A 24,271-nucleotide genomic window follows, 5' to 3' on the forward strand; every position below is an offset into this window, starting at 1 on the left:
TCGGAGTGTGAACGGGCGTGGCGTACTCCCGTCCAGTCGACCCACGTCGAAACCGGGGTGGCCATAGCGCTTAACCGCCGGCCCGAAGCTGGGAATGAATGACGACATGATCGAACGATCTCCTGTAATCGGCTGATTACAAAAGGTCACCGGCTAGCGGTCTGTGGTCGTCTGGCAGATGTCCGGGCGGCGTCTGGCGTCAGTGGGGTGACACGCCGAGTGGACGTGGGGAGACTGGGCACGTGGGAAACAGACTCCGCGAGTTCCGCACAGCGCGCCGCTGGCGTCAGCGGGACCTCGCCGACCAGGTCGAGCTGCTGTCCCGGCGAGTATTGAACGAGACCCTGAGCGTCACCGAGCGCACGGTGAGCCGTTGGGAAGGGGGCGACGATCCGTCGCCGCCTGCGCAGCGAGTCCTGGCGGTAGTTTTTGAGACCACTCCCGACGAGTTGGGGTTTTCCACGCCGACGCCAGGATTGATCGCCGCGAGCGGGTTAAATCTCACAAATGGCTCTGACATTGGGGAATCGGACGTTGTCGATGCGTTCGAATTGGTTGTCCGGCTCACCCGTTCGGATGCGTCCGACGCGACGCTGACGATGCTTGCTCGGAGGGTGGATCGGCTGTGTCGGGACTATCCGGTGCGTAGCGCTGGTGACTTGCTCGCCGAGTCTCGCCGCTGGCTAGACCGGACACTCGCCATGACTGAACGTCGCCTCACACTGACTCAGCACCGCGAAACACTCGTGCAGGCTGGATGGTTGTCAGCGCTGGTCGCGTGTCTTACCTACGACATTGGCGACTCGTTCGGGGCTGAGACCTGGCGCGAGGCAACGGCGGAGCTTGGGCGGGAGACCGGTCATGCCGAACTGATTGGTTGGTCATACGAGATCGCGGCGTGGATGGCGCTGACTTCTAGTCGACCGGCCGATGCTGCCGACTACGCGGCAGCAGGACAGGAAATCGACAGAACTTCGTGCGTGAGCGTCCAACTTGCTGCTCAGCAAGCGCGCGCCCTCGCGTTAATGGGAGATCGCGCCGGTGCCGAAGCTGCAATGGCACGGGGCCGGGCAACTCTGACGCACTTGCCTAGCCCTGCGGATCCTGAACACCACTTCGTGGTCGACCCTGCCAAAGCGGACTTCTACGCCGTCGATGTGTACCGCATGTTGGACATGCGGGAGGCGGCCACCGAGTACGCCGACCGAGTGATCGACTACTGCGAACGTCCGGACGGCACGATTCGCTCCCCAATGCGGCGAAGTGAGGCGCTGTTGACGCTCGGCACAGTCGCGGCCCGTAATGGCGAACTCGACGCCGCAGTCAGTCGCGGTTTGGATGCGTTTGGTGACCCTCGCAAGTGTCTTCCGTCGCTGCTGACGGTGGCCGCTGATCTAGACACCGAGCTGCGGCCACACCGCCATGAGCCAATCGTGACGCGGTGGCAAGACGCACTAACCACTGTGCGGGCACCACTCGCCCTGGAACCCTGATTGGCAACCGGGGCACTCAAGATCTGGCGGCATGTTTGCTGGGCGTTGTTCTGAACGGCCGGTCGGTGGGCAAACGCTCCCGACCGGCCGTTCGCATTTGTCGGTCCGCGGTGCCGGATTCATCCTTTAAGCGGTTGCATCTTGGCTGTTTAGTCGATTTTTAGTGGTTGTCTAGTGTAGACGCTTTTAGCGTGGAGCTCGCGAGTACCTGGGTCACAAAGATCCCGGCTTCACCCTGCGCGACGCATACGCTCCCAAAGGTGCCCTTTGCTCGTCAAAGATCACGCTTTCAGGGCGGCCCGGACGATCGCTAGGGCTTCGTCGGCCGGGATGCCTAGGGCGTGGGTGATCTGGGCGTAGGTCGCTGCTGCTTCGGCTGCTCGGGCCGCTGCTTGATTTCCCGCGTCGCTGACGAAAGTGCCTGCGCGGCCGCGGGTTTCGAGCAAACCCGCCTGTTCCAGCTCCCGGTAGGCCTTCGCCGCCGTGTTCGCCGCGATGCCCAGGTCCGCCGCCAGCGCCCGGACCGTCGGGAGTTTGCTGCCCACCGGCAGTTCGCCGCTGTTGATCTGCTCGGCGAGGGTCGACCGCACCTGTTCGAAGGGCGGCACGTCGGAGTTCGGGTCAACGCTGATCCGCATGACTCTCCTGGGTCGAGGTTGCGTTCAGGATTTCCGGAAGGCGTCGAGCAGCCGTTCCGCCGCGAGGCTGGCGGTGAGTTCCCCCGCCCGCACCTGGGTTTCCACCTCGCCGACGATCGCGCGCACCCCGGGGTGGTGGGTGAGTTCCGACATCAGCTGGTCGCGGACCAGCGCCCAGGTCCACTCGACCTGCTGGCGGCTGCGCTTCTCCGCGAGCTCGCCGGTCTCGGCCAGCGCCGCCCGGTGCTGCTCGATCTGCTCCCACAACGTGTCCAGGCCGAGCCCCTGCAGGCCGCTGCAGGTCAGCACCGGCGGCGTCCAGGTCGCGCTGACCGGGGTGAGCAGCCGCAGGGCGCTGCGGAGTTCGCGGGCGGCCTTGCGGGCTTCGGCGGCGTGATCGCCGTCGGCTTTGTTGACGGCGATGACGTCCGCCAGCTCCAGCACGCCCTTCTTGATGCCCTGCAGCTGGTCGCCGGTGCGGGCCAGGGTGAGCAGCAGGAAGCAGTCCACCATGCCCGCCACGGTCACCTCGGACTGGCCGACGCCGACCGTTTCGACCAGTACGACGTCGTAACCGGCCGCCTCCATCAGCACGATCGTTTCGCGCGTCGCGCGGGCGACGCCGCCGAGCGTGCCCGCAGACGGCGACGGCCGCACGAACGCCGCCGGGTCGCTGGCCAGCCGGCCCATCCGGGTCTTGTCGCCGAGGATGCTGCCGCCGCTTCGCGTCGAGGACGGGTCGACCGCCAGCACCGCGACGCGGTGTCCCGCCGCGGTCAGCATCGAGCCCAGCGACTCGATGAACGTCGACTTGCCGACGCCGGGCACGCCGGTGATGCCGACCCGGTGCGCGCCGCCGCTGTGCGGCAGCAGCTCGACGAGCAGCTCCTGGGCCAGCGCCCGGTGGTCCTTGCGGGTCGACTCGACCAGCGTGATCGCCTGCGCCAGCTTGGTGCGGGAACCGGCGAGCACGCCCTTGGCGTAGTCTTGGACGTCGATCGTTCGCGGCATGATCAGTGTTCGAGTTGGGTGCGGAGTTCGGCGAGCAGGCCCAGCGCGGCGTCGGCGATCACCGTGCCCGGCGGGAAGATCGCGCTGGCACCGGCCTGCCGGAGGGCGTCGAAGTCGGCTGGCGGGATGACCCCGCCGACGACGATCATGATGTCGTCGCGGCCCAGTTCCCGCAGCTCTTCGCGTAGCGCGGGCACCAGGGTGAGGTGCCCGGCGGCGAGGCTGGAGACGCCGACGATGTGCACGTCGGACTCGGCGGCCTGGCGGGCCACCTCGGCCGGGGTCTGGAACAGCGGGCCCACGTCCACGTCGAAGCCGAGGTCGGCGAACGCGGTCGCGATCACCTTCTGACCGCGGTCGTGGCCGTCCTGCCCCATCTTCGCGACCAGGATGCGCGGGCGGCGGCCCTCCGCCTCGGCGAAGTCCGCCACCTGCTGGCGGGCCGCCTCCAGCTGCTCCGACGGCCCCGACTCGTCCCGGTACACGCCCGTGATCGTACGGATCTGCCCGGAGTGGCGGCCGAACACCTTCTCCAACGCATCGGAGATCTCCCCGACGGTCGCCTTCTCCCGCGCCGCGTCCACGGCCAGCGCCAGCATGTTGTGCGCCAGGTCGTCGGGCCGCTGGTCCGACATCGACGCCTCGGCCGCGGCGGTGAGCCGGCGCAGCGCGTCCCCGCAGGACTCGCTGTCGCGTTCTTCCCGCAGCCGCCGCAGTTTCTCGAGCTGCTGCGCGCGGACCCCGGCGTTGTCGACCTTCAGCACGTCGATCTGCTCGTCGCCGTCGTAGCGGTACTTGTTGACGCCGATCAGCGGCTGCCGGCCGGAGTCGATGCGGGCCTGGGTGCGGGCCGCGGCCTCCTCGATGCGCAGCTTGGGGATTCCGGCGTCGATGGCCTGGGCCATGCCCCCGGCGTCCTCGACCTCGGTGATGTGCGCCCAGGCGCGTTCGGCGAGGTCCGCGGTGAGGCGCTCCAGGTAGTAGCTGCCGCCCCACGGGTCGATCACCCGCGTGGTGCCGGATTCCTGCTGCGGTGGTGCCGGATTCCTGCTGCAGCACCAGCTGCGTGTTGCGGGCGATGCGCGCGGAGAAGTCGGTGGGCAGCGCCAGAGCTTCGTCGAGCGCGTTGGTGTGCAGCGACTGCGTGTGCCCCTGGGTGGCGGCCATCGCCTCGACGCAGGTACGCACCACGTTGTTGTAGACGTCCTGGGCGGTCAGCGACCAGCCGGAGGTTTGCGAATGGGTGCGCAGCGACAGCGATTTCGGGTTCTGCGGCTCGAAGGTCGCCACCAGCTTCGACCACAGCAGCCGGGCCGCGCGCAGTTTTGCGACCTCCATCGCGAAGTTCATCCCGATGCCCCAGAAGAAGGACAGCCGGGGCGCGAAGGCGTCGATGTCCAGCCCGGCCTGCCGCCCGGCGCGCAGGTATTCGACGCCGTCGGCCAGGGTGTAGGCCAGCTCCAGGTCGGCGGTCGCCCCGGCCTCCTGGATGTGGTAGCCGGAGATCGAGATGGAGTTGAACTTCGGCATCCGCTGCGAGGTGTAGGCGAAGATGTCGGAGATGATCCGCATCGACGGCTGCGGCGGGTAGATGTAGGTGTTGCGGACCATGAACTCCTTGAGGATGTCGTTCTGGATGGTCCCCGTCAGCTTCTCCGGCGCGACACCCTGCTCCTCGGCGGCGACGATGTAGAGCGCCATCACCGGGAGCACCGCGCCGTTCATGGTCATCGACACGCTCATCTTGTCCAGCGGGATGCCGTCGAAGAGCTGCCGCATGTCGAAGATCGAGTCGATGGCCACCCCGGCCATGCCGACGTCACCGGCCACGCGCGGGTGGTCGGAGTCGTAGCCGCGGTGGGTGGCGAGGTCGAACGCCACCGACAGGCCCTTCTGGCCGGCGGCCAGGTTGCGGCGGTAGAAGGCGTTGGACTCCTCGGCGGTGGAGAACCCGGCGTACTGCCGCACCGTCCACGGCTGGTTGACGTACATCGTCGGGTACGGTCCGCGCAGGAACGGTGCCAAACCCGGGTAGGTGTGCGGGAAGTCGAGCCCCGCGACGTCGGCCGAGGTGTAGAGCGGCTTGATCCCGATGCCCTCCGGTGCTTCCCAGACCAGGGCGTCGGAGTCCTTGCCGGTGGCGGACAGCAGCTCCTGCTGCCACCGCTCGGGGGCGGCGGCGGGCGGCCCGTGGACATCGGCGCTGTCCAGCGGGATGTCGGCGAAGTTCGGGATCTGCGTCATCGTCCCACTCCCGTATCGGGCCTGATGGGCGTATCGGGCCTGATGTGCAACAGCTTCTGGACGCCGGTCAGGACGGCCAGCGCATCGCATCCGGCGAAGGCGAACCCGTCGACGCCTTCCGGTGCCGGATCGCTCGGCTTTCCGGCCAGCAGCACGTGCTTCGCCCCGGCCTGCTTGAGCGCCGCAGCGGTGTCCGCGGCGCGTTCGGCGTAAACCTTGTCGCTGGCGCAGAGGCACACCACCGGCGCTCCGGTGTAGGCCTTGAGAACGTCCTCTGCGGATTCGGTCGCACCGGCGTCCGTGCATTCGATACCGCCCGCTGCGAACAGGTTCCGCGCGAACGAGGCTCGCGCGTTGTGCGCGGCGAGCGAGCCGAGCGTTGCGAGGAACACCGCAGGGCGTTGGCCGGTGGCTTCCAGATGCGCGTCGGCGGCGTCGCGCAGCCGCTCGAAGTCTTCTGCGTAGTGGTGCACCGGAAGGCCGCCGGAAGGCTGTTCCGGCGTGGGTTCCCGCTCCAGCGGCGGCTCGTCCAGGTTCGGGAATTCGCTGACGCCGGTGATCGCGTCCTCGCGGTGCGTGATCGCGGCGCGGCGCTCTTCCCAGGTGGCCGCGAGCCGGTCGGCGACCAGGCCGGACTCCAGCGCGGCGGGCAGCCCGCCTGCCGCTTCGATCTCCTGGAACCACCGCCAGGCGACCTGCGCCAGCTCCTCGGTCAGCGACTCGACGTACCAGGACCCGCCCGCCGGGTCGATCACCTGCGCCAGGTGCGACTCCTCCAGCAGCAGCGCCTGGGTGTTGCGCGCGATGCGGCGGGCGAAGTCGTCCGGCAGGCCGATCGCGGCGTCGAACGGCAGCGCGGTCACCGCCTGCGCGCCGCCTACCCCGGCGGCGAACGTGGCGATCGTGGTGCGCAGCATGTTCACCCACGGGTCGCGCCTGGTCAGCATGGCCGCCGACGTCACGGCGTGCTGCACCTGTGCCCGCGCCGGCTCCGACGCGCCGCTGGACCGGGTCACCTGTTCCCACAGGCGCCGCGCGGCGCGCAGCTTGGCGATGCTCAGGAACTGGTCGGCGGTGGTGGCGAAGCGGAACTCCAGCAGCCCGGCGGCGGTGTCGACGTCAATCCCGGCCTCGGTCAGCCAACGCAGGTAGGTCGTGGCGACCGCGAGCGAGCAGCCGAGCTCCTGCGCGTCGGAACCGCCCGCGTCGTGGTACGGCAACCCGTCCACGACCAGCGCCTTCAGCTCCGTGAACTCCGCAGCGCAGCGGCGGGCGAGCGACACCGCGGCCTCCCGGTCGCCGGGGCGGCCGGTCCTGGCCTGCACGCCCAGCGGGTCGGCGCCTAGGTTGCCGCGCAGCGCGGCGCCGGGCAGGTCCTGCTCGGCTGCCAACGCCAGGAAGGCGTCCGCCGCTGCACCGAAATCAGCGCCCGCGTCGAGGGTCATGCCGATCATGTCCAGGTGCACGCCGGTGAGCGCGTCGGCGAGGTCGTCGACCGCCAGCCCGCCGGTTCCGAGCCGCAGCCACAGCGACGACACCCCGTTGTAGAGGTCCGCCAGGATCTCGCGGTTCGTCTCGGCGGGGTCCGGGTTCTCGTGCCGCTGCCGCACGTCCCAGCCTTCGGCGACGCTGCCCTGCGGGCGGCTGCCGCGCACGAACGGCACCAGCCCCGGCGCGCCCGCCTCCAGCGGGCCTTCGGTGTACAGCGGGTGCACGACTATGCCGTCGTAGGTCGTCGAGGCCAGTACGTCCTCCACCGGTCCGGCGGGGCCCTGCTCGCCGATCAGTCCGGACCGCTGCAGCACTTTCTTGACCTGAGCCCGCCACTGCTCGCGGTCCACGGGCCCGGCCGCGGAAAGGTCCGGCCCGCCGCCGCTCGTCGAGTGCGCCACCATGAACGTGATGGTAAGCCGAGTGGCCAGTTCTGGAACCATCTGTGATCTGGAACTCACAACGCTTGATCGACCTAGCGGCGATTCACTTAGCCCCGCTCTGCGGTGGGACTCTGCCGGTTCGGTGAGCTCTTCGCCGGTCACCTGGCCCTTGCGCAACGCCGGTGCGAGGGGCGGTTGTCAGCGCTCGTTAATCTCGCGGCCGTGGCCGACCGCGACTACCGCGACGACGAGACGTCCGTCTTCGGCGCGGTAGATCACCCGGTAGTCGGCGACTCGGATCCGCAGATAGCCGGCGACTCCCTTGAGTGCGATGGCTCCGGCGGGGCGTGGATCGCCGGCGAGCTGATCGATCGCGATCTGCAGCCGTCGCCGAATCGGCTTGTCAAGTTTGGCCAGGGTTTTCAGGGCGTCGCGGGTGATCTCGATTTGGTAGGTCACCGATCCCGCTCCAACGCGACGATCGCAGCTTCCCAGGCAACCGTGCCGGACTCCTCTGCTTGGGCGACGCGACGCGCCCAGTGCGCGTCTTCTTCGGCTTCCCAGTGCCCGGCGACGTCCGCTGCTACGAGTGCGGCAACCCGCTTGCCTCGATGGGTCAGGTAGACGTACTGGCCCTCGCTCGCCAGCTCGATGTATTTCGGCAGGTTGGCGCGGGCAGACGAGACATTGACTTCAATGGCGGCGCTGTCGTCCATGTGTACAGCTTCGACGCAAATGCACGAATTGTACAGTCTGTACAAGTGGTCGATCGATCACCGTCTGTTATTGCTGCGAGCGGCCGCAGAGGTGGTAGACCCAGCCGGATTCCGGGGTGTAGCGGAGCTCGTAGTGGGTCTCGATCTTCGGGCCGTCGTGCAGGTGGATGTGCCTCAGCAGTCGTCCCGCGACCGCCTCGGAGTCGCGGAGATCCTGGATCCGGCCGTCCAGCGGCCCGCCGACGAAGCGCACGTTCCGGCTCGTCATGACATCCCTCCTCCCGCACGTGCACATGGTCCCCGATTGACGGCGCCCAACACCAGCGTGCAACTCGGCGTGCCCACGAAGACGTGGCCGATGTTCGCGTTCTTGCCGCTGTGCGAGATCGCGGTCTACCGCTCCGATCCGGATCGGGCGGTGATCCAGGTGTGTGCCTTCACCACCTGACCCAGCATCGGCCACCCCGGGTCCATTCGGCCGGAGTTGAGCAGGGACGATGGGGGCACGATGAAGCTCACCGACCAGCTCCCAGCCCTCTCGACCGACTCCCCGGACTCCGACGCGGTGCTCGACGCGTTCGTGTCCTGGACCACCGACCAGGGCATCGAGCTCTACCCGGCGCAGGAAGAAGCGCTGATGGAGGTCGTGACCGGGGCGAACCTGATCCTGAGCACGCCGACCGGCTCCGGCAAGAGCCTGGTGGCCACTGGGGCGCACTTCACCGCGCTGGCCGCTGGCAAGCGCAGCTTCTACACCGCACCGATCAAGGCGCTCGTGTCGGAGAAGTTCTTCTCGCTGGTGGAAACCTTCGGTGCCGAGAACGTCGGCATGATGACCGGCGACAGCAGCGTCAACGGCGACGCCCCGATCATCTGCTGCACGGCGGAGATCCTGGCCAACATCGCGCTGCGCGACGGGGACCGCGCCGACGTGGACCAGGTCGTGATGGACGAGTTCCACTTCTACTCCGAGCCCGACCGCGGCTGGGCGTGGCAGGTGCCGCTGCTGGAGCTGCCGCGCACCCAGTTCGTGCTGATGTCGGCGACGCTCGGCGACGTCAAGTTCTTCCAGGAGGACCTGGCCCGGCGCACTGGCCGGGAGACTGCCGTGGTCACCTCGGCGGAGCGGCCGATCCCGCTGACCTTCCGCTACGCCAAGACGCCGCTGCACGAGACGATCGAGGAGCTGCTGGCCGGCCAGCAGGCCCCGGTGTACGTCGTGTACTTCAACCAGGCTTCGGCGCTGGAGCAGGCGCAGGCGTTGATGAGCGTCAAGGTCGCCACCCGCGAGCAGCGTGACGAGATCGCCGAGGCGATCGGCGACTTCCGCTTCACCGCCGGGTTCGGCAAGACCCTGTCGCGGCTGGTGCGGCACGGCATCGGGGTGCACCACGCCGGGATGCTGCCGAAGTACCGGCGGCTGGTGGAGCAGCTCGCGCAGGCCGGGCTGCTCAAGGTCATCTGCGGCACCGACACCCTCGGGGTGGGCATCAACGTGCCGATCCGCACCGTGCTGATCACCGGGCTGACCAAGTACGACGGTGTTCGCACCCGGCACCTGAAGGCGCGGGAGTTCCACCAGATCGCCGGTCGCGCCGGCCGCGCCGGGTACGACACCGCAGGTTACGTGGTGGTGCAGGCGCCCGAGCACGAGATCGAGAACGAGCGGGCGCTGGCCAAGGCCGGCGACGACCCGAAGAAGAAGCGCAAGCTGGTGCGCAAGAAGGCGCCCGAGGGCTTCGTGTCCTGGAGCGAGAAGACCTTCGAGAAGCTGGAGTCCGCCGAGCCGGAGCCGCTGCGGTCCAGCTTCACCGTCAACCACGCGATGCTGCTCAACGTCATCAACCGGTCCGCCAACGGTCGGCACGGCGATGCGTTCTCCGCGATGCGCCACCTGCTCACCGACAACCACGAGGACCGGCCGACGCAGCGCCGTCACATCCTGCGCGCCATCGCGATCTACCGCGCGCTGCTGGCCGCCGGGGTGGTCGAGCAGCTCGACGAGCCCGGCGAGCAGGGCCGCCGGGTGCGGCTGACCGTGGACCTGCAGTTCGACTTCGCGCTCAACCAACCGCTCTCGCCGTTCGCGCTGGCCGCCATCGAGCTGCTGGATTCCGGGTCGCCGAGTTACCCGCTGGACGTGCTGTCCGTCATCGAGTCCATTTTGGACGATCCGCGGCAGGTGCTGTCGCAGCAGCAGTTCAAGGCCCGTGGCGAGGCCGTCTCGCAGATGAAGGCCGACGGCATCGAGTACGACCAGCGGATGGAGCTGCTGGAGGAGATCACCCACCCCAAGCCACTGGCCGAACTGCTGGATGCCGCCTACGAGACCTACCGCAAGGGGCATCCGTGGGTCGGCGAGCACGAGCTGTCGCCGAAGTCGGTGGCCCGCGACATGTTCGAGCGGGCGATGAACTTCGTCGAGTTCGTCAACTTCTACGGGCTGGCCCGCTCCGAGGGGCTGGTGCTGCGCTACCTGGCCGACGTCTACAAGGCGCTGCGGCACACGGTGCCCGACGACGCCAAGACCGAGGAGCTCACCGACATCATCGAGTGGCTCGGCGAACTGGTCCGGCAGGTCGACTCCAGCCTGCTCGACGAATGGGAGAAGCTGCGCCACCCGGGCGCGGAGCCGACGGCCGTGGCGGTGGACGAGGGCCCGGAGCGGATCACGCTGAACAAGCGGGCCTTCCGGGTGCAGGTGCGCAACGCGTTGTTCCGCCGCGTGGAGCTGGCGGCGCGGCGGCGCTACGACGAGCTCGGCGCGCTGGACGCGGAAGGCGGCTGGGACGCCGACGCGTGGGAGGATGCGCTGGAGGAGTACTTCGAGCAGCACGAGGAGATCGGCACCGGCCCGGACGCGCGCGGCCCGGCGCTGCTGATGATCACCGAGGAGCCGGAGCGCTGGCTGGTCCGGCAGATCTTCGCCGACCCGGCCGAGGACCGCGACTGGGGCATCAGCGCCGAGGTCGACCTCGCCGCCTCCGACGAGGCGGGCACCGTGGTCATCCGGATCACCGACGTCAACCAGCTCTGACGGGCCTCCGCGAAGCGACCGTTCCGGCGGTGGCGACGCGGATGGCGCTGCCCTAGCATCCCCGGCGAGATCACCCAAACGTCGCCGTAGGGAGCCGGGCATGCCGCAAACCATCGCAGTCGGGGTGGACGGGTCGAAGGAGTCGGTGCGGGCGCTGCGCTGGGCGGCGAACCAGATCAGCGAGGTCGGCGGCATCGCGCACGCGATCATGGTCTGGCACCAGCCGGTCCAGTTCGGATATCGTCTGCCGACCCCGGACAGCGAGCTGGAGCAGCGGGCGCGCGAGGCGCTGGAAGCCGCCATGACGGCGGTCAAGGCGGATTTTCCCGCCGTGGACCTGCGATCCCGGCTCATCCGGGGGCACGTGGTCGACGAGTTGGTCGGGCTGTCCAAGCAGGCCGATCTGCTGGTGGTGGGCAACAAGGGGCACGGCGCCTTCACCGGCATGCTGGTCGGGTCGGTGGCGCTGAAGCTGGTGCACCATGCGGCCTGCCCGGTCGTCGTCGTCCGCTGACGAAGCCGGACCGGCGGGCACGCCGGACAAGTGGAAACAGGTGGGCATGCAGCAGGCCGAGGACATCACGCTGTTCGGGCTCGACGGTTGGCGGTGGCTCAACCAACCGGTGAACTGGTTGTCCTACGGGGGATTGACGATGACCGCCGACTCCGGCACGGATTTCTGGCGGACGACCCACTACGGCTTCGTGCGCGACAGCGGGCATGCGCTGCTGCGCCCGGTGGGGCCGCGGTTCACGTTGACGACCCGGTTCTTCGGCGACTACCGGGAGCAGTACGACCAGGCCGGGCTGCTGCTGCGGCTGGACGAGCAGAACTGGATCAAGGCGGGCATCGAGCTCGTCGACGGCGAGCAGCTGCTCAGCGCGGTGGTGACCCGCGAGGTCTCGGACTGGAACGTGGTGCCGCTGGAGGCGGTGTGCGGCCCGGTCGAGTCGATCACCCTCCAACTGGAGCGGGCCGGCGACACCGCCACGATCCGCTACGCCGCCGACGGCGACGAGCCCAAGACGCTGCTTCGGGTGGCGTACTTCCCGCCGGAGGTCCCGGCCGAGGCCGGGCCGATGTGCGCCTCCCCGGACGGGGCGGGGTTCCCGATCCGCTTCGCCGAACTGTCCCTCGTGGAGGGCTGAGTCAGCTCGGCAGTTCGGCGGTGAGGAGGTTTCCGGCCCGGGTGAGGCCTCGGCTGGCGGCGGTGAGTTCGCGGCCCAGCCGGGCTGATGCGTCGCCGATCGATTCGCGCCGAACGCGCCAGCCGAACCCGGCGAGCCGGTCCTCCGGATCCGGCCGGGCTTCGGGGCTGAACAGCGCGTTCAGGTCGACGCCCCATTTCTCCGACCCCTGCGAGAAGTCGTCGTCCAGCAGCACCGTCCGCTTCGCGGTGAGGTTCTCGATCGCGACCCGGCTACCCGGCACGGACAGCTCGTGGACGGCCTCCAGTAGGCGCATGTCCACCGCCGCGGGCAGGTAGGGCAGGAGTCCCTCCGCCAGCCAGGACGTGGGGCGGCTCGGGTCGAAACCGGTTTCCCGGAGCGCGCGGGGCCAGTCGTCGCGCAGGTCCACCGCGACCGCGTGGCGATCGCAGCCGGGCCGGGCGCCGTGGTCGGCGAGGACTTCGTCCTTGTAGGCCAACACCTTCGGCTGGTCGATCTCGAACAGCCGGAACCCGGGCGGCCACGGCAGCCGGAACGCCCTGGTGTCCAGGCCCGCGGCCAGGATGACTCCTTGTCGCACGCCTGCGGCGCAGGACTGCTCGAACCACTCGTCGAAAAGGCGGGAGCGCAGGCCGATGTAGTCGATCGTGTCCTGCCAGGCAGCGGCGAAGTCCGTGGCCTTCGTGGGCACCGCGGGCCCGGCGGCCCTCGCCAGCACCGCCGCGTACGGGTCGTCGATCAGCCGGTCGGCGCGTTCGGTTTCCAGTGCTCGGGTGGCGGCGACCATCAACGCGGTGATCCCGACACCCGACGAAATGTCCCACTCCTCGTTGGCCGGCACGGTGTCCCCTCTCCGTTGGCAGCGAGTGCCGAAGCTGTCACGCTCTGATGGTCCACCCGGTATCGTCGCGCGGGAGTGATCGACAGCGCCGGTGGGGGTCGGGATGGACGAGTGGCACAACGCCAACAACGCTCCGGTGGGAAACCTGCTTCAGGTCGGACGCGCCGAGCACGTCGTGATGAACCTGGGCGGCCACTCGGAGCCGGTGTGCCCAGACATGCTCAGAAAGGACCCCACCCACTTCGGCTTCACCAACCGGACCGCGGAACTCGCCGAACTGGATCGGCTGTGGCGCAACGCGGAGCGCGCCGGAAACCCACTGGTCGTGGTCCTCAGCGGCATGATGGGCATCGGCAAGTCGTTGACGGCGCTGCGCTGGGCGCACCGGATGCGCGACGAGTTCTCGGGCGGGATTTTCTTCGGTGAGCTGCACGGATCCAACCCCGCCGAGACTCGGTCCCCGGGCGAGGTGCTGGGCAGGTTCCTCGGGCGGCTCGGGCTGACCGGCGCGGCGCTGCCAGCGACGGAGGAGGAGCGCGGCGATGCGTTCTGCGAGATCACCGCGCACCGCCGGATCCTGGTGATCCTCGACGACGCCGCGAGTGCCGCGCAGGTCCGGGCGTTGCTGCCGTCGTCACCGACCAGCGCGGTGCTCGTCACCAGCCGCCGCGAGCTCACGTTCCTGGGCGGCGGCGTCGTACCGATGCGGCTGGCGCCGTTCGAGGAGGATGCGGCGATCGCGCTGCTGGCGGGTTCGCTCGGCGACGGTGCGGAGGCGGAAGAGGCCGCGCTGCGGAAGCTGAGCAGTGCGTGCGGCCGGCATCCGATGGCGTTGCAGGTGGCGGCCGCGCAGCTGCCCGGCCGGTCGTCGATATCGTCCTATGTGGACAGAATTGCGCCGGATCTGCTGCGCCGCCTGGAGGTGGACGGGGAACGGCCCTTCGACGGTGCCTTCGAGTTCGGTTACCAGGCGTTGTCGGCGGATCAGCAGCACGCCTACCGGATGCTGGGATGCCATCCCGCGACGGAGTTCTCCCTGGACGCTGCTGCCGCGCTGCTCGGCCATTCGGTCGCCGACACCGAGGATCTGCTGCGGGCCCTGTCCCGCGCCCACCTCGTGGTTCCGGTCGGTCTCGGTCGGTACAGCATCCATGCGCTGGTGCGGCAGCATGCGAAGGCCAAGCTGTCCGCGGGCGACGATTCGCGGTCGGCGTTGCGCCGGACCGTCGAGCACTATCACGACTTCGTGATGGCGCGGGATGTCGTGCTGTCGAAGCGGCGGCGGCTCAGTGCGCGGTACGAGAAGGTCTTTCCGGCGCATGAGGGGGAGCGCGCGTCGGAGCGGGCGTTGGACGAGCTGGAGGCGGAACGCGAGACGCTGTCGGCGTTGGTGGGCATCGCGGTCGAAGTCGGGCTGGCTGACCGCGCCTGGCAGCTGTGCGAGAGCCTGTTCAGCTACTACACCGATCGCAACTACTTCGTCGATCTGATCGAGATCCTTCCGCTCGGTATCGCGGCGGCCGAGCGTCTGGGCGATCCCCGGGCGCTGGTGCGCATGCATTCGCACTCCGGTTCGGCGTACTACGCGGTGCGGGAATACCGCGCGGCACAAGAACAATTCGAGCTCTCGTACGACATCGCCGAGGCGAACGGCGACGATTGGGGGCAGCAGAGCGCTATCGAATGGCTCGGTCTCATCCACGAACGGCGCGCCGAGTTCGACGAGGCCTTGCGCTGCTTCGAACGGTCCCGTGGCATCGTGGAGAAGCACTTCGCAACAGACCGGCGGCCCCGCCCGCTGGCGCTCTACCTCATGCACTCGGGGCGGGTGTTGACCCGCGCCGGGCGGGCACCGGAGGCGCTGCCGCGGTTGGCGGAGGCGTTCGATTTCTTCGTCGGGCTCGGGGAGCAGGCCAACAGCGCGAAGGTGGCGCTGTCGCTGGCCGAAGCCCACTTGCAGCGCAACGACCTGGCGGCGGCACTGCGGTGGGGTCGCAAGGCCCTCGAACTGTGCCGCGCGGCGCGGATGGCGGCCGACCAGGCCGAGGCACTGGAGCTGTTGGCCGAGCTCAGCGCCCGCAGCGGGGACGTGCAGGCGGCGGCGGATCAGCGCCGAGAGGCGGCGGAAATCCTCACCGTGCTGGGCAATCGGCGTGCTCAGGCGCTGCTGGCGCGCGAGTCATGACACCGCGACCGGTCGGCCGTTGACGGTGAGGCCAGCGGAGAGATCGGCGAGCACGCGTCCGGTCGCCAGCCACTCGAACACCGCGGAGGCGTAGAGCGCCGGGTCGTCGGTTCCGCTGAGGCGTGCTTGGTCGCCGCTTCGGGTCCGGACGATGCACGAGTCGCCGCACACCGCAGCGGCGAGTTGCAGGCCCCGATGGGACGAAATGGCTTCCCCGAGCCAGGTTTCGGCGTGGCGCCCCAAGCGCTCGGCGTCGGTCAGCACGAGCACGTCGGCGACGGCGCGAAGTCGTCGACCGGGGTGGTCCGCTGCCACCACCAGGTGGCTCCGCTCCGGAATTCGCCCGGCCGGAATCATTTCCGCGGGATGCCGGTCCAACGAGATCTCGCATCCGCCGTGGACCTTTCCGGTGACGTGCATGGCAGTTGGCCGCCACGGCCAGTCTCCGTCCGGGAGTCCTCGCGCCGTGTCGGGTGGCACGCTTGGTTCGGTGCGCGGTTCCGCCAAGCCGAGCATCGAATAGCACAACGTCCGCAGGTGCTCCGCCGCCTCGCCCGGGTGTGAGGTGATCATCTGATGCAGGGCGGCGGACCTCTCCGGGGTGTGCTCGGCCACGGTTTTCCGCAGCTGCGGCAGGATCGGCTGGGTCAGGTCCAGCCGGGGCGCATGCGATCCGAGCAGCGCGACCGCCGAGCCGGGGGCGACCGCGGATTCCGGGAACGCCGCCAGCGACGTGGGCAGACCCAGCGCCGCGCCGTACGCGGTCACCGAGCCGTGGTCGCCGATGAGCAGATCGGCGGCGACCAGTGCGGCGCGCCAACCGTGCTCCGGAGGCACGGCCATCAGGCCGGAACGCTGGTGCGGCGCCAGCCAGCGGTGCACCTGGTGCGGGCCGTGCTCGTACCAGATGTGCGGGTGCAGGATCGCCACCACGCGGAAGTCGTCGACCGGCAGTTCGGCCAGCAACCGCTCGTACAGCTCGGAAACCTCGCCGAACAACGAATTCCTCCGATGCGTCGAGCTGACGGCGATGACGGTCTGGTCGCCGTCCGCACCTAGGGTCTGTTTCAGATGTCAGAGCCACTCGTTGATAGACGCGATGACCACCGTGGCCTCGTAACGGACAGCGAGTTTGTCGTACCGGGTGGCCACGGCCCGGTTCCGCTTGAGCCGGTTGATTCCGCATTCCACGGCATGACGCTGCTTGTAGATCTCCGTGTCGAACGCCGGCCGGCGACCACCGCGCGAACCTCGGTTCTTGCGGTGACGGATCTGGTCCGCTTTCTCGGGAATGGTGCACCGAATGCCCCGTCGCCGCAGGTACGAGCGATTGGCGCGCGAACCGTACGCCTTGTCGCCCAGCACCCGGTCCGGACGTGTCCGCGCCCGGCCCCGACCAGTGCGGGGCACGCTGATCCGCTCCAAGACCGGCTGGAACTGCGGCGAGTCACCCCGCTGCCCCGCCGTGACCACCAGCGACAACGGCTTCTGACCCTGCTCAGTGGCCATATGCAGCTTGGTGGTCAGCCCGCCCCGCGACCGGCCGATTCCGTGATCATCCGGTTCGGTGTCAACCCCGCCCGGCGGTTCCCGCTGTTCAGCCCCTTTTTTCGCGCACCGGCGGCGTGCTGGTGCGCGCGAGCGACAGTGGAATCCACGCTGACATCCCAGGTGATCAGGCCTTCGGCGTCGGCCTGGGCTTGCAGCCGCGTCAGGATTCGCTTCCAGGTCCCGTCGCGCTGCCAGCGCCGGAACAGCCCATACACGGTCTGCCACGGGCCGTATCGCTCCGGCAGGTCACGCCACTGCACACCCGTGCGCACCCGGAACCGGATACCGTTGATCAGCTGCCGTTTCGGATGCTTGGGCGGGCGGCCCGACTTCTTACCCTTGGGCAGCAACGGTTCCATCTTCGCCCACTGCTCGTTCGTCAGATCACCTCGACCCACACGAAGATCATCTCAAACCCAGATCAACTTCTGAAACAGGCCCTAGCGCCAGGCGGTAGCGCAGCCGCCACGGGATGCTGGCGCGGAGCCGGTCGTAGCAGGGATCGCCGGTGACGACCGCTACCTCGGCGGCCTGCGGTGCCGAGGCGCGCAGCCGCGCGAGCTGCTCGTCGTGCGTGAGCACGATCGCCGACGGGATCGGACGGCCGTCGGCGAGCAGCAGCTCAGGCGACAGGCCGAAGGCTTCCGGGCTTCCGGGCTTCCGGGCTTCCGGAACGATCTTAGTGTACCGAATTCCGTGTGGCAGCGAAAGAATCGGCGGTCTCACATCGAGGAGTCCACTGTGGCCTGCCGTGATGGCGAGCTCGTACTCCCGGGACAAGCCCGCCTTTACGGGGAAGACCCCTTTGGCGGCGAACAGCTCCGCCAGCCCGTTCGACTGCGGATCGTCGGTGTTCCAGACGAAGTCGAGTGCGACCCGGAAGTCCCCTTCGAACAGGTCCACCACGTCGAGCAGCCGCGTCATCGCCACGACGTTGTCCACGACGACCAGCACGCGTCGCTGGAGCCGGACGCTTTCGAAGCGCGAGCGTTCGCCGTCGCCCCAGGAAGTCGCCATGCGGCAACGATAGCCGCGACCGGTCAGCGGCGTCGCCAGGCGTGTTCGCCGAGCAGGCGCAGGCCGTTGAGGCCCACGATGATCGTCGAACCCTCGTGGCCCGCCACGCCCAGCGGCAGCGGCAGGTGTCCGACCAGGTCCCACACCACGAGGACGGTGATGAAGGTGCCCGCGATGACCAGGTTCTGCTTGACCAGGCGGCGGGCGCGGCGGGACAGGTCCACGACCTTCGGCACGGCGGCCAGTTCGTCGCGGACGATCACCACGTCCGCCGTTTGCAGCGTCAGGTCGGAGCCGGTGCGACCCATCGCCACCCCGCAGTGCGCGGCGGCCAGCGCGGGCGCGTCGTTGACGCCGTCGCCCAGCACCATCGTCCGCTGCCCGGATTCCCGCACCGCCGCAACCTTGTCCGCAGGCAGGAGTGCGGCGCGCACGTCGTCGATGCCGACTTCGGCGGCGACCTGCGCGGCCGCCCGCTTGTTGTCACCGGTGAGCAGCACCGGTTCCGAACCGGTAAGTTCCCGCAGCGCCCGCACCGCTTCGGCGGCATCCGGGCGCAGCCGGTCGGCGATCCCGAGGACTCCGGCGGGCACGCCGTCGACGGTCACGAGCACCGCGGTGTGGCCCGCAGCCTCCAGGCCGGCGGCGAAATCGGAGTCGCGCGGGCTGGTTACCTCCACCGCGCGTCCGTCCACAGTGGCCGAAACGCCGTGCCCCGGGGTGGCGTGGAAGTCCACGGCGTGTGCAATGGTGAGTTCCCTCTCGTGCGCGGCGGCCACGATCGCGCGTGCCAGCGGGTGCTCGCTGAGGTGCTCAGCGCCTGCGGCCAGCGCGAGGAGCTCGTCGGTCGCCCAGCCCTCGGGTGCGTCGATCCGCACCACGCGCGGCGTGCCTTCGGTGAGGGTGCCGGTCTTGTCCAGCGCGACCCGCTCGACCTCGCCGAGCCGTTCCATCACCACGGCCGACTTCACCAGCACGCCGTGCCGCCCGGCGTTGGCGATCGCGGACAGCAGGGGCGGCATCGTGGCCAGCACCACGGCGCACGGCGAGGCGACGATCATGAACGTCATCGCGCGCAGCAGGGCGCTCTGCAGGTCGTCGCCGAGCAGCAGGGGGATCGCGAAGACCGCGAGCGTCGCCACCACGACGCCGATCGAGTACCGCTGCTCGACCTTCTCGATGAACAGCTGCGTCGGCGCCTTCGTCTCGCCTGCCTCGGCGACCAGTGCCACGATGCGCGCGATCACCGATTCCGAGGCGTCCTTCGCGACGCGCACCCGCAGCGCGCCGGTGCCGTTGAGGGTGCCCGCGAACACCTCGTCGCCCGGCTGCTTCGCCACCGGCAGCGGCTCGCCGGTGATGGTCGCCTGGTCGACGTCGCTCGCGCCGTCGAGGACCTCGCCGTCGGCGCCGATCCGCTCGCCGGGGCGAACCACGATAACGTTGCCGACCTGCAGCTTCGCCGTGTCGACGGTCTCCTCGACGCCATCGCGCACCCGCACTGCGGTCTCCGGAGCGAGGTCGAGCAGGCTGCGCACGGAGTCCTCGGTGCGGGCGGTGGCGTAGGCCTCCAGGGCACCCGAGGTGGCGAAGATGACGATCAGCAGCGCGCCGTCGGTGATCTGCCCGATCGCGGCGGCGCCGATGGCCGCGACGATCATCAGCAGGTCGACGTCCAGGGTCTTCTCGCGCAGCGCCTGCAGTCCGGCCAGGCACGGTTCCCAGCCGCCGGTCGCGTAGCAGGCCAGGTAGAGCGCCCAGTAGAGCCCGGCCGGGCCGCCGGTCAGCTGCACGGCGAGGCCGAGCAGGAACGCCACCAGCGCAGCGGCGGCCCAGCGTGCCTCCGGCAGCGCGAACAGGCCGCGCCGGGTCTTCGGCGGCGCGGGTATCGGCGGGGTCGTGCGGTCTGTGGCGGTGGTCATCGCGAGCACCCTTCCGGCGTCGGTTAGCGGTCCGGGCGAGCACGATACATGAATGTGTGATCAGTTATTCATATGTCCCGGTAGTTAGAATGCCGGGCATGGGTCACGTAGTCAATCGCGAGGTCACGCCCGCCGCGCGGCTGGACGCGGCGTCGGCGGCCTCGGTCGCCGAGACGCTGCAGGCCCTGGCCACGCCGTCGAGGCTGCTGATACTCAGCGAACTGCGCCAGCGCGCGATGGCGGTGGGCGAACTGGCGGAGGCCGTCGGCATGGAGCAGTCCGCGGTCTCGCACCAGTTGCGGCTGCTGCGCTCGCTTGGGCTGGTCGTCGGCAACCGCTCCGGCCGCAGCGTGGTCTACTCGCTGTACGACAACCACGTCGCCCAACTCCTCGACGAAGCCGTCTACCACATCGAGCACCTGCGTCTCGGCATCTCCGACTGACACGCTCGATCGACGGGAAAACCGCCCCAGTCACAACGGGCAGGGGCAACCAGCTCACGCCGTGCCTGGCTGACGTGGCACGGCGGGTTGCCGGCTATTCCGCGCGTCGTGGCGCAGGTCGTTGATGGTCGACTCGTTGCTCTGGGCGATCGCGATTAGCTGGTCGAACACGGCGATTGCCTCGCACAGCTCGCCGTAGGCCTCGCGCACCGGCGGGCGGCTCACGTCGTGGACCTTCTCGGCCAGAGCGTGGACCAGTGACCGGCATTCGTAGAGGATCGAGTGATTCACCACGCCATAGCAGCCCAGGTCGTCGCTGACCTGTGCCGGCGTCTGCTTCTCGACTGCGCTGACTGCGGCCTGGAGCGCTTCGCGGGCCTGGTAGAGGGTTTCGAGCGGGTGCTCCGGGGTACTCATGCCGTCCCTTTTCTGCGTGTCGAGGCATCGCCACCATGATGCCTCGTGCGAGTGAGCAAGCTTGGAAACAAACGGCCCCACTCGTGTGAGTTATGAGGCATGGCGGTCGAGCACGGTGCGCAGGTCGTAGGTCGGGTCCGCGTGGCGCGGGGCGGTCGTGTTTGGACAGTTCGGCTGCGAGCGGACCGGTCAAGCCGAACGAGGTGCGTACATGATCACGGCGACGCCGACCAGGCAGATCAGCGCCCCGATGATGTCCCAACGATCGGGCCGGAACCCGTCGACGAAAACGCCCCAGAGCAGCGACCCGGCTACGAACACCCCGCCGTATGCGGCGAGGATCCGCCCGAAGTGAGCATCGGGCTGGAAGGTGGCGACGAATCCGTAAATGCCGAGCGCGATAACGCCGGCGCCGATCCACAGCAGGCCGCGCTGCTCCCGAACCCCCTGCCAAACGAGCCAAGCCCCACCGATCTCGGCAACGGCGGCCAGCACGAACAAAACCACGGAACGCAACAAGGACATGAGCTCCACGGTAAACCGAGCCCCAAGCGCCCCGGTGCGGAGAGAGGTGCCCCTCACTTTAAAACGCGCCGGCGTACGCTGCGCAAACGCTTTTTGTGCTGGTCACAGGGGATCTGTAGACTCTGCTTAGTCCAGCACTCGGTCGGTGGTTGATAGGTATCTATTGTGCTGGTAAGGGCTTTGCCCCTGAGTTCCTGCTACACGGCTGCTACACACAAGATCACAAACATGGACGCCCCGTTCAGCGAGAACCCCCGGCGCAGAGGCGCGCCGGGGGTTCTCGCTGCGGAGGACAATGACATGGGCGAACGCCGAACGGGCTCAAGGCTGGTCGGTGAGGTTCAGCGAGGCAAGCGTGTTCTCACGGTCGCGGATGTATTCGAGGTCAGCAACCGTGGCCGGGCGGAACCAGTTCAGCAGAGCGGCCAGTGCATCCCGTTCAGGAGGATTCACCGGGATCTGCCGGGTGACTAGGCTCGCAGACAACAAGTTGACCAACATTCCCCATTCACCAACGCGGCTCAGCGTGCGGTACTCCTCCAACCGGTCAGGCGGGAGGCGATCGGCCAGCCGTTCCAGAAGGGCATGTGAATCCGCGCTGAGTTTGCGCAGGTCGTCATGGGTGACGACCCGCGGCTGATCGGCGACCTGGATCGCAGCCAGCGTCTGGTCACGGTTGCGGATGTAGTCGTAGTCGCCGGTGTCGGTGGGGACCACATCAAGCAGTCGGGTCAGCGTCTCCTTCTCTGCCGGTGTCACTTCGGTGTGGCGATTGACCAGCATCTTGCAGATTTCGTTGAGCAACGACGCCGACTCGCCGGCTTCGCCCAGAGCGCGGTACGAGACCAATCGACGCTGCGGGAGGCGATCGGCGAGTTTCTCCAGCAGCTCGCGTACCGCCTCGTTCAGCTTGACAGCATCCATTGTCGTTCTGTCTCCACTCACTCGCTTCAGGGTACTGGGTGCGGGTTGCCGAACTCATCGTTCTGAACGACGCCCTTGCCACGCACTGGGTAGCCGGTTTGGATCTGTCCATCCGGGGTTACATAACCCTCGATCTCCACGCCGTCCCTGGTTCCGCTGAACTTGTAGTTCCCACTCTGATCCGACATGACTGGCGGGCGGTCCGGGTTCTTGGCTACCTCCTCAATGGTATTGATGATCTTGTCCTCGTCCCATCCGCACCGCACTGAGGTACGTAGTCATCGTGCGCGCCTTGATATTCGGCATCCGGCGGATGGCATCCGGCCCGTACGACGCCAGCGTCGGCACACTGCGCTCCACGGCCACCTCAACCCCCAGCCCGCTGTACAGGCTGCGCAGGCGACGTTCGTAGACATCCCCGGCAAGCTTGGCCGCATGCTTGGTCGGGTAGTAGTCCAGCCCTTCCGGGACGCGTGCGCACTTACGGGTATCGGGGTCGCGGTACATCGCAACCCACCGGCCAGGAGTACGCAGGGCACGGCCATAGCCCATGAGCATGCTCTCTCAACTCATGAGCACAGCGCACGGCGCACGCCAAGTGCCGGCCGGGCCGTTGTCGATCCCAAGTCGCACAACGTGTAGCAAGCTACGCGACAAGATCATCCACGTCGGCCCTGACCAGCGGCGAAACGTGACGAGTGCGTTCGAGGTGAAAGGTGCCCCTCACTCCGAGGAGATCACTCAGCTGGCGTCGCGGCGGAACGCTACCGCGACCGATGCGCGCCGAAGGCCGCGGTCGCGATCATGAACAGGCCGAACGCGGTGGAACCGGCCGGCAGCCCGATGGCGTCGTCGCTGTCCGCAGGTCGGAGCCGCCCTGGCCGAGTCGTTGTCCCGGCATCCGCGATTGACGCGATCCGATAAGGTCTTAATGATGACCACGGAGACCTCTTTGTCCACCGAGCCCATTTCGATCGACGATCTGGTTGCTCGTTCCGCAGATCTCAAAGGCGAACTGGTCAAGTTCGCTCAAAGCCGTCGCTTCGCCAGGCAGTTGGACGCGCGGTTTGCCGAAGCCGCTGATGGACATGGTTACCTGAGCGAGGAAACGGCCGTGTGGGTCATCGACCATTTCGCACTGCAGGACCGGCTGGCAGGCGGTCGTACCCTCCCCGAGCGATTTATCGCGCAGCGGCGACCGCGGCTGTCCGACGTCGAGCAAGAAATGGTGCTTGGCTGGCGCGACGTCATCGAGGCGTTTTTCGAGGTCCGCCAGTTCGACGGGGACGCCGTCCTGCTGCACAACCTCTTTGACGACCTGGTCTACCGGGTCTACTCCAACATGGGGCGCGGTGTGTTCGCGAAGCTGCGCAAGGGGATGTTCGTCGTCGGCCGGATCGTGCCGGTCCACCCTTCCTGCGACGCCTGGCTGGTCAGCGGGCACTTCGTCTGTTTCCCAAAGTCAGCGCGTCGGCAGATTGCCCAGTCCGCTGCGCAGAAGCTGATCACCCGTCCGGGGGCGCTTCGCCGCAACCCTGCCCTGCTGCGGCGGTCCTGGGAGATCCAGGCCGAGCAGCGCGCGAATTTCGTCGATCTGGTCGGCTCCGACGTTTTGGTGTTGCCCCCAGCGCAAGCCCAGGCGACCTTGCGTGAGCACTACCGCCGGATACGCGAGGCCACAGCAAAGCCTGCGGGTAAGTTCGCCAAGCCGACCACCGGTGTCACGCTTGACGAGTTGACACGCTGGCCCGAGGACCTACTCGAAGCCGAGAGCGTCGCGCTGATCTACGACGAGGTTGAAGGACTCAACTTCTACCGTGATTTCGGCCGACTGGACGCCCTGTTCGCCGATCCCTCGCTTGCCAGCGACCGTACCCGCATTGCCCATTTGCGCGAGTACCTGCACGACGAGTCGGTGTCCCCGCTGGCAATCCGCCGCCTGGTGCAACGCCATCCCGACGGTGCCGACCCGGTTTTCCGTGCCTTGCTAAGCAAACCCGGATTCTCCTGGCCGCGTGATGGCGAGAAACTCCTGCGCCGCCACAAGAAGTCCTACTTTGACCAAGAGCCGACCCCCAGCATCACCACCGTCGGCGACCGCCTCGCCGAACTTCTCGGCAAGACCAGGTAGCGACGCGGAGTTCGCTGGGCGGCCGTCGCTGTGCTGCGGGAACATTTCGCCGATCGTGTTCTGTAGCCCGGCTAATCGGGTGATAGAACCCTGTTGTGGCTCGGGTCTCGCGTGGCAGTCGAGTATCTTCCTC

At 68.3% G+C, this 24,271-nt stretch carries 24 protein-coding genes and 1 pseudogene; 8 read left to right on the plus strand and 17 right to left on the minus strand.

The genetic code is table 11. From position 1 onward, the window contains the following. Nucleotides 1-242: 242 nt before the first annotated feature. Complete coding sequence (locus SSPN_RS42300; RefSeq protein WP_010307054.1) at nt 243-1,493, plus strand: helix-turn-helix transcriptional regulator; 1,251 nt, start codon at nt 243-245, stop codon at nt 1,491-1,493. 281 nt (nt 1,494-1,774) lie between these two features. Here the strand turns inward: SSPN_RS42300 and SSPN_RS0103630 are convergent, their stop codons facing one another. The 7 genes and pseudogenes from SSPN_RS0103630 to SSPN_RS0103660 form a co-directional block, all read right to left on the minus strand. After that, nucleotides 1,775-2,131: a GntR family transcriptional regulator gene (locus SSPN_RS0103630; protein WP_010307057.1), complete on the minus strand. Its 357-nt coding sequence runs from the start codon at nt 2,129-2,131 to the stop codon at nt 1,775-1,777. Between the two features lie 24 nt (nt 2,132-2,155). After that, nucleotides 2,156-3,142 carry a methylmalonyl Co-A mutase-associated GTPase MeaB gene (gene meaB / locus SSPN_RS0103635; RefSeq protein WP_010307060.1) on the minus strand — a complete coding sequence of 329 codons (987 nt, stop codon included), beginning with the start codon at nt 3,140-3,142 and terminating at the stop codon, nt 2,156-2,158. 2 nt (nt 3,143-3,144) lie between these two features. Next, nucleotides 3,145-5,386: pseudogene (gene scpA / locus SSPN_RS42305) on the minus strand (methylmalonyl-CoA mutase). Continuing rightward, on the minus strand, nt 5,383-7,320 hold the full coding sequence (locus SSPN_RS0103645; RefSeq protein ID WP_237710439.1) for a methylmalonyl-CoA mutase subunit beta: 1,938 nt from the start codon (nt 7,318-7,320) through the stop codon (nt 5,383-5,385). The pseudogene scpA and the gene SSPN_RS0103645 overlap by 4 nt, the downstream one beginning before the upstream one ends. 138 nt (nt 7,321-7,458) lie before the next feature. Further along, on the minus strand, nt 7,459-7,719 hold the full coding sequence (locus tag SSPN_RS0103650) for a type II toxin-antitoxin system RelE family toxin (RefSeq protein ID WP_010307083.1): 261 nt from the start codon (nt 7,717-7,719) through the stop codon (nt 7,459-7,461). Continuing rightward, nucleotides 7,716-7,976, minus strand: a complete 261-nt coding sequence (locus tag SSPN_RS0103655; protein WP_010307086.1) for a type II toxin-antitoxin system Phd/YefM family antitoxin — start codon at nt 7,974-7,976, stop codon at nt 7,716-7,718. Before SSPN_RS0103655 ends, SSPN_RS0103650 begins: the two co-directional genes overlap by 4 nt. 67 nt (nt 7,977-8,043) lie before the next feature. Then, the gene (locus tag SSPN_RS0103660) at nt 8,044-8,244 is read right to left on the minus strand and encodes a hypothetical protein (RefSeq protein ID WP_010307089.1); all 201 of its coding nucleotides are present in this window, start codon (nt 8,242-8,244) and stop codon (nt 8,044-8,046) included. A 36-nt stretch (nt 8,245-8,280) separates the two neighbouring features. Between SSPN_RS0103660 and SSPN_RS56395 the strand changes: the two genes are divergently transcribed. The 4 genes from SSPN_RS56395 to SSPN_RS0103680 all read left to right on the plus strand — a co-directional run bounded on the left by SSPN_RS56395 (nt 8,281) and on the right by SSPN_RS0103680 (nt 12,161). Continuing rightward, nucleotides 8,281-8,424 (plus strand): hypothetical protein, encoded by a 144-nt coding sequence (locus SSPN_RS56395; protein ID WP_010307092.1) that lies wholly within the window; start codon nt 8,281-8,283, stop codon nt 8,422-8,424. A gap of 60 nt (nt 8,425-8,484) precedes the next feature. Continuing rightward, on the plus strand, nt 8,485-11,013 hold the full coding sequence (locus SSPN_RS0103670; protein ID WP_010307096.1) for a DEAD/DEAH box helicase: 2,529 nt from the start codon (nt 8,485-8,487) through the stop codon (nt 11,011-11,013). A 100-nt stretch (nt 11,014-11,113) separates the two neighbouring features. Then, nucleotides 11,114-11,527: a universal stress protein gene (locus SSPN_RS0103675; RefSeq protein WP_010307100.1), complete on the plus strand. Its 414-nt coding sequence runs from the start codon at nt 11,114-11,116 to the stop codon at nt 11,525-11,527. Continuing rightward, nucleotides 11,496-12,161: a DUF1349 domain-containing protein gene (locus tag SSPN_RS0103680; protein WP_010307105.1), complete on the plus strand. Its 666-nt coding sequence runs from the start codon at nt 11,496-11,498 to the stop codon at nt 12,159-12,161. Before SSPN_RS0103675 ends, SSPN_RS0103680 begins: the two co-directional genes overlap by 32 nt. A gap of 1 nt (nt 12,162) precedes the next feature. On the opposite strand, the gene SSPN_RS0103685 is transcribed toward SSPN_RS0103680, so the two are convergent. Next, nucleotides 12,163-13,023: an SAM-dependent methyltransferase gene (locus SSPN_RS0103685; protein WP_010307109.1), complete on the minus strand. Its 861-nt coding sequence runs from the start codon at nt 13,021-13,023 to the stop codon at nt 12,163-12,165. 103 nt (nt 13,024-13,126) lie between these two features. Between SSPN_RS0103685 and SSPN_RS0103690 the strand changes: the two genes are divergently transcribed. Beyond that, nucleotides 13,127-15,208, plus strand: a complete 2,082-nt coding sequence (locus SSPN_RS0103690; RefSeq protein WP_029534941.1) for a tetratricopeptide repeat protein — start codon at nt 13,127-13,129, stop codon at nt 15,206-15,208. Here SSPN_RS0103690 and SSPN_RS42310 read toward each other — a convergent pair. The 4 genes from SSPN_RS42310 to SSPN_RS0103715 all read right to left on the minus strand — a co-directional run bounded on the left by SSPN_RS42310 (nt 15,203) and on the right by SSPN_RS0103715 (nt 19,698). Next, a complete protein-coding gene (locus SSPN_RS42310; RefSeq protein WP_010307114.1) occupies nt 15,203-16,207 on the minus strand; it encodes a hypothetical protein in 1,005 nt (334 codons plus the stop codon). The two genes, SSPN_RS0103690 and SSPN_RS42310, sit on opposite strands and share 6 nt — an antisense overlap. 75 nt (nt 16,208-16,282) lie before the next feature. Further along, nucleotides 16,283-17,157 (minus strand): IS5 family transposase gene (locus tag SSPN_RS50320; RefSeq protein ID WP_187764587.1). Its coding sequence is split into 2 segments (ribosomal slippage): nt 16,283-16,767 and nt 16,767-17,157, totalling 876 coding nucleotides; the frame shifts between segments, so codons are not numbered across the junction. 7 nt (nt 17,158-17,164) lie between these two features. Beyond that, on the minus strand, nt 17,165-17,776 hold the full coding sequence (locus SSPN_RS42315; protein ID WP_010307131.1) for a hypothetical protein: 612 nt from the start codon (nt 17,774-17,776) through the stop codon (nt 17,165-17,167). Between the two features lie 23 nt (nt 17,777-17,799). After that, nucleotides 17,800-19,698 carry a heavy metal translocating P-type ATPase gene (locus SSPN_RS0103715; RefSeq protein ID WP_085982090.1) on the minus strand — a complete coding sequence of 633 codons (1,899 nt, stop codon included), beginning with the start codon at nt 19,696-19,698 and terminating at the stop codon, nt 17,800-17,802. Between the two features lie 98 nt (nt 19,699-19,796). On the opposite strand from SSPN_RS0103715, the gene SSPN_RS0103720 reads away from it, so the two are divergent. Then, entirely contained in the window at nt 19,797-20,141 is a 345-nt protein-coding gene (locus SSPN_RS0103720; RefSeq protein WP_010307142.1) for an ArsR/SmtB family transcription factor, read from the plus strand. Between the two features lie 54 nt (nt 20,142-20,195). Here SSPN_RS0103720 and SSPN_RS0103725 read toward each other — a convergent pair whose 3' ends face one another. The 5 genes from SSPN_RS0103725 to SSPN_RS54245 form a co-directional block, all read right to left on the minus strand. Next, complete coding sequence (locus tag SSPN_RS0103725) at nt 20,196-20,558, minus strand: hypothetical protein (RefSeq protein ID WP_010307145.1); 363 nt, start codon at nt 20,556-20,558, stop codon at nt 20,196-20,198. A gap of 189 nt (nt 20,559-20,747) precedes the next feature. Next, nucleotides 20,748-21,083 carry a YnfA family protein gene (locus SSPN_RS0103730; protein WP_010307151.1) on the minus strand — a complete coding sequence of 112 codons (336 nt, stop codon included), beginning with the start codon at nt 21,081-21,083 and terminating at the stop codon, nt 20,748-20,750. A gap of 321 nt (nt 21,084-21,404) precedes the next feature. After that, on the minus strand, nt 21,405-22,007 hold the full coding sequence (locus SSPN_RS0103735) for a hypothetical protein (protein WP_010307155.1): 603 nt from the start codon (nt 22,005-22,007) through the stop codon (nt 21,405-21,407). 26 nt (nt 22,008-22,033) lie between these two features. Beyond that, nucleotides 22,034-22,273, minus strand: coding sequence for an EndoU domain-containing protein (locus SSPN_RS62435; RefSeq protein ID WP_010307158.1), 240 nt, complete (start codon nt 22,271-22,273; stop codon nt 22,034-22,036). Continuing rightward, the gene (locus SSPN_RS54245) at nt 22,230-22,514 is read right to left on the minus strand and encodes a hypothetical protein (RefSeq protein WP_010307160.1); all 285 of its coding nucleotides are present in this window, start codon (nt 22,512-22,514) and stop codon (nt 22,230-22,232) included. The genes SSPN_RS62435 and SSPN_RS54245 overlap by 44 nt, the downstream gene beginning before the upstream one ends. A 427-nt stretch (nt 22,515-22,941) precedes the next feature. Here SSPN_RS54245 and SSPN_RS48615 point away from each other — a divergent pair, with 427 nt between their 5' ends. Beyond that, nucleotides 22,942-24,138: a hypothetical protein gene (locus SSPN_RS48615; protein WP_101377434.1), complete on the plus strand. Its 1,197-nt coding sequence runs from the start codon at nt 22,942-22,944 to the stop codon at nt 24,136-24,138. Nucleotides 24,139-24,271: the final 133 nt, after the last annotated feature.

The organism is Saccharopolyspora spinosa NRRL 18395, assembly GCF_000194155.1.
Taxonomy (GTDB): Bacteria; Actinomycetota; Actinomycetes; order Mycobacteriales; family Pseudonocardiaceae; genus Saccharopolyspora; species Saccharopolyspora spinosa.

What these genes read in the sequence shown, in the direction of transcription:
- SSPN_RS0103690 (WP_029534941.1), top strand. Translation starts at nt 13,127, where the DNA reads ATGGACGAGTGGCACAACGCCAACAACGCTCCGGTGGGAAACCTGCTT.
- SSPN_RS0103725 (WP_010307145.1), bottom strand. Translation starts at nt 20,558, where the DNA reads ATGAGTACCCCGGAGCACCCGCTCGAAACCCTCTACCAGGCCCGCGAA.
- SSPN_RS0103660 (WP_010307089.1), bottom strand. Translation starts at nt 8,244, where the DNA reads ATGACGAGCCGGAACGTGCGCTTCGTCGGCGGGCCGCTGGACGGCCGG.
- SSPN_RS0103655 (WP_010307086.1), bottom strand. Translation starts at nt 7,976, where the DNA reads ATGGACGACAGCGCCGCCATTGAAGTCAATGTCTCGTCTGCCCGCGCC.
- SSPN_RS42315 (WP_010307131.1), bottom strand. Translation starts at nt 17,776, where the DNA reads ATGGCGACTTCCTGGGGCGACGGCGAACGCTCGCGCTTCGAAAGCGTC.
- SSPN_RS48615 (WP_101377434.1), top strand. Translation starts at nt 22,942, where the DNA reads ATGACCACGGAGACCTCTTTGTCCACCGAGCCCATTTCGATCGACGAT.
- SSPN_RS0103670 (WP_010307096.1), top strand. Translation starts at nt 8,485, where the DNA reads ATGAAGCTCACCGACCAGCTCCCAGCCCTCTCGACCGACTCCCCGGAC.
- SSPN_RS0103645 (WP_237710439.1), bottom strand. Translation starts at nt 7,320, where the DNA reads ATGGTTCCAGAACTGGCCACTCGGCTTACCATCACGTTCATGGTGGCG.
- SSPN_RS0103675 (WP_010307100.1), top strand. Translation starts at nt 11,114, where the DNA reads ATGCCGCAAACCATCGCAGTCGGGGTGGACGGGTCGAAGGAGTCGGTG.
- SSPN_RS0103630 (WP_010307057.1), bottom strand. Translation starts at nt 2,131, where the DNA reads ATGCGGATCAGCGTTGACCCGAACTCCGACGTGCCGCCCTTCGAACAG.
- SSPN_RS0103680 (WP_010307105.1), top strand. Translation starts at nt 11,496, where the DNA reads ATGCGGCCTGCCCGGTCGTCGTCGTCCGCTGACGAAGCCGGACCGGCG.
- SSPN_RS0103730 (WP_010307151.1), bottom strand. Translation starts at nt 21,083, where the DNA reads ATGTCCTTGTTGCGTTCCGTGGTTTTGTTCGTGCTGGCCGCCGTTGCC.
- SSPN_RS0103735 (WP_010307155.1), bottom strand. Translation starts at nt 22,007, where the DNA reads ATGGATGCTGTCAAGCTGAACGAGGCGGTACGCGAGCTGCTGGAGAAA.
- meaB (WP_010307060.1), bottom strand. Translation starts at nt 3,142, where the DNA reads ATGCCGCGAACGATCGACGTCCAAGACTACGCCAAGGGCGTGCTCGCC.
- SSPN_RS54245 (WP_010307160.1), bottom strand. Translation starts at nt 22,514, where the DNA reads ATGTACCGCGACCCCGATACCCGTAAGTGCGCACGCGTCCCGGAAGGG.
- SSPN_RS0103720 (WP_010307142.1), top strand. Translation starts at nt 19,797, where the DNA reads ATGGGTCACGTAGTCAATCGCGAGGTCACGCCCGCCGCGCGGCTGGAC.
- SSPN_RS0103715 (WP_085982090.1), bottom strand. Translation starts at nt 19,698, where the DNA reads ATGACCACCGCCACAGACCGCACGACCCCGCCGATACCCGCGCCGCCG.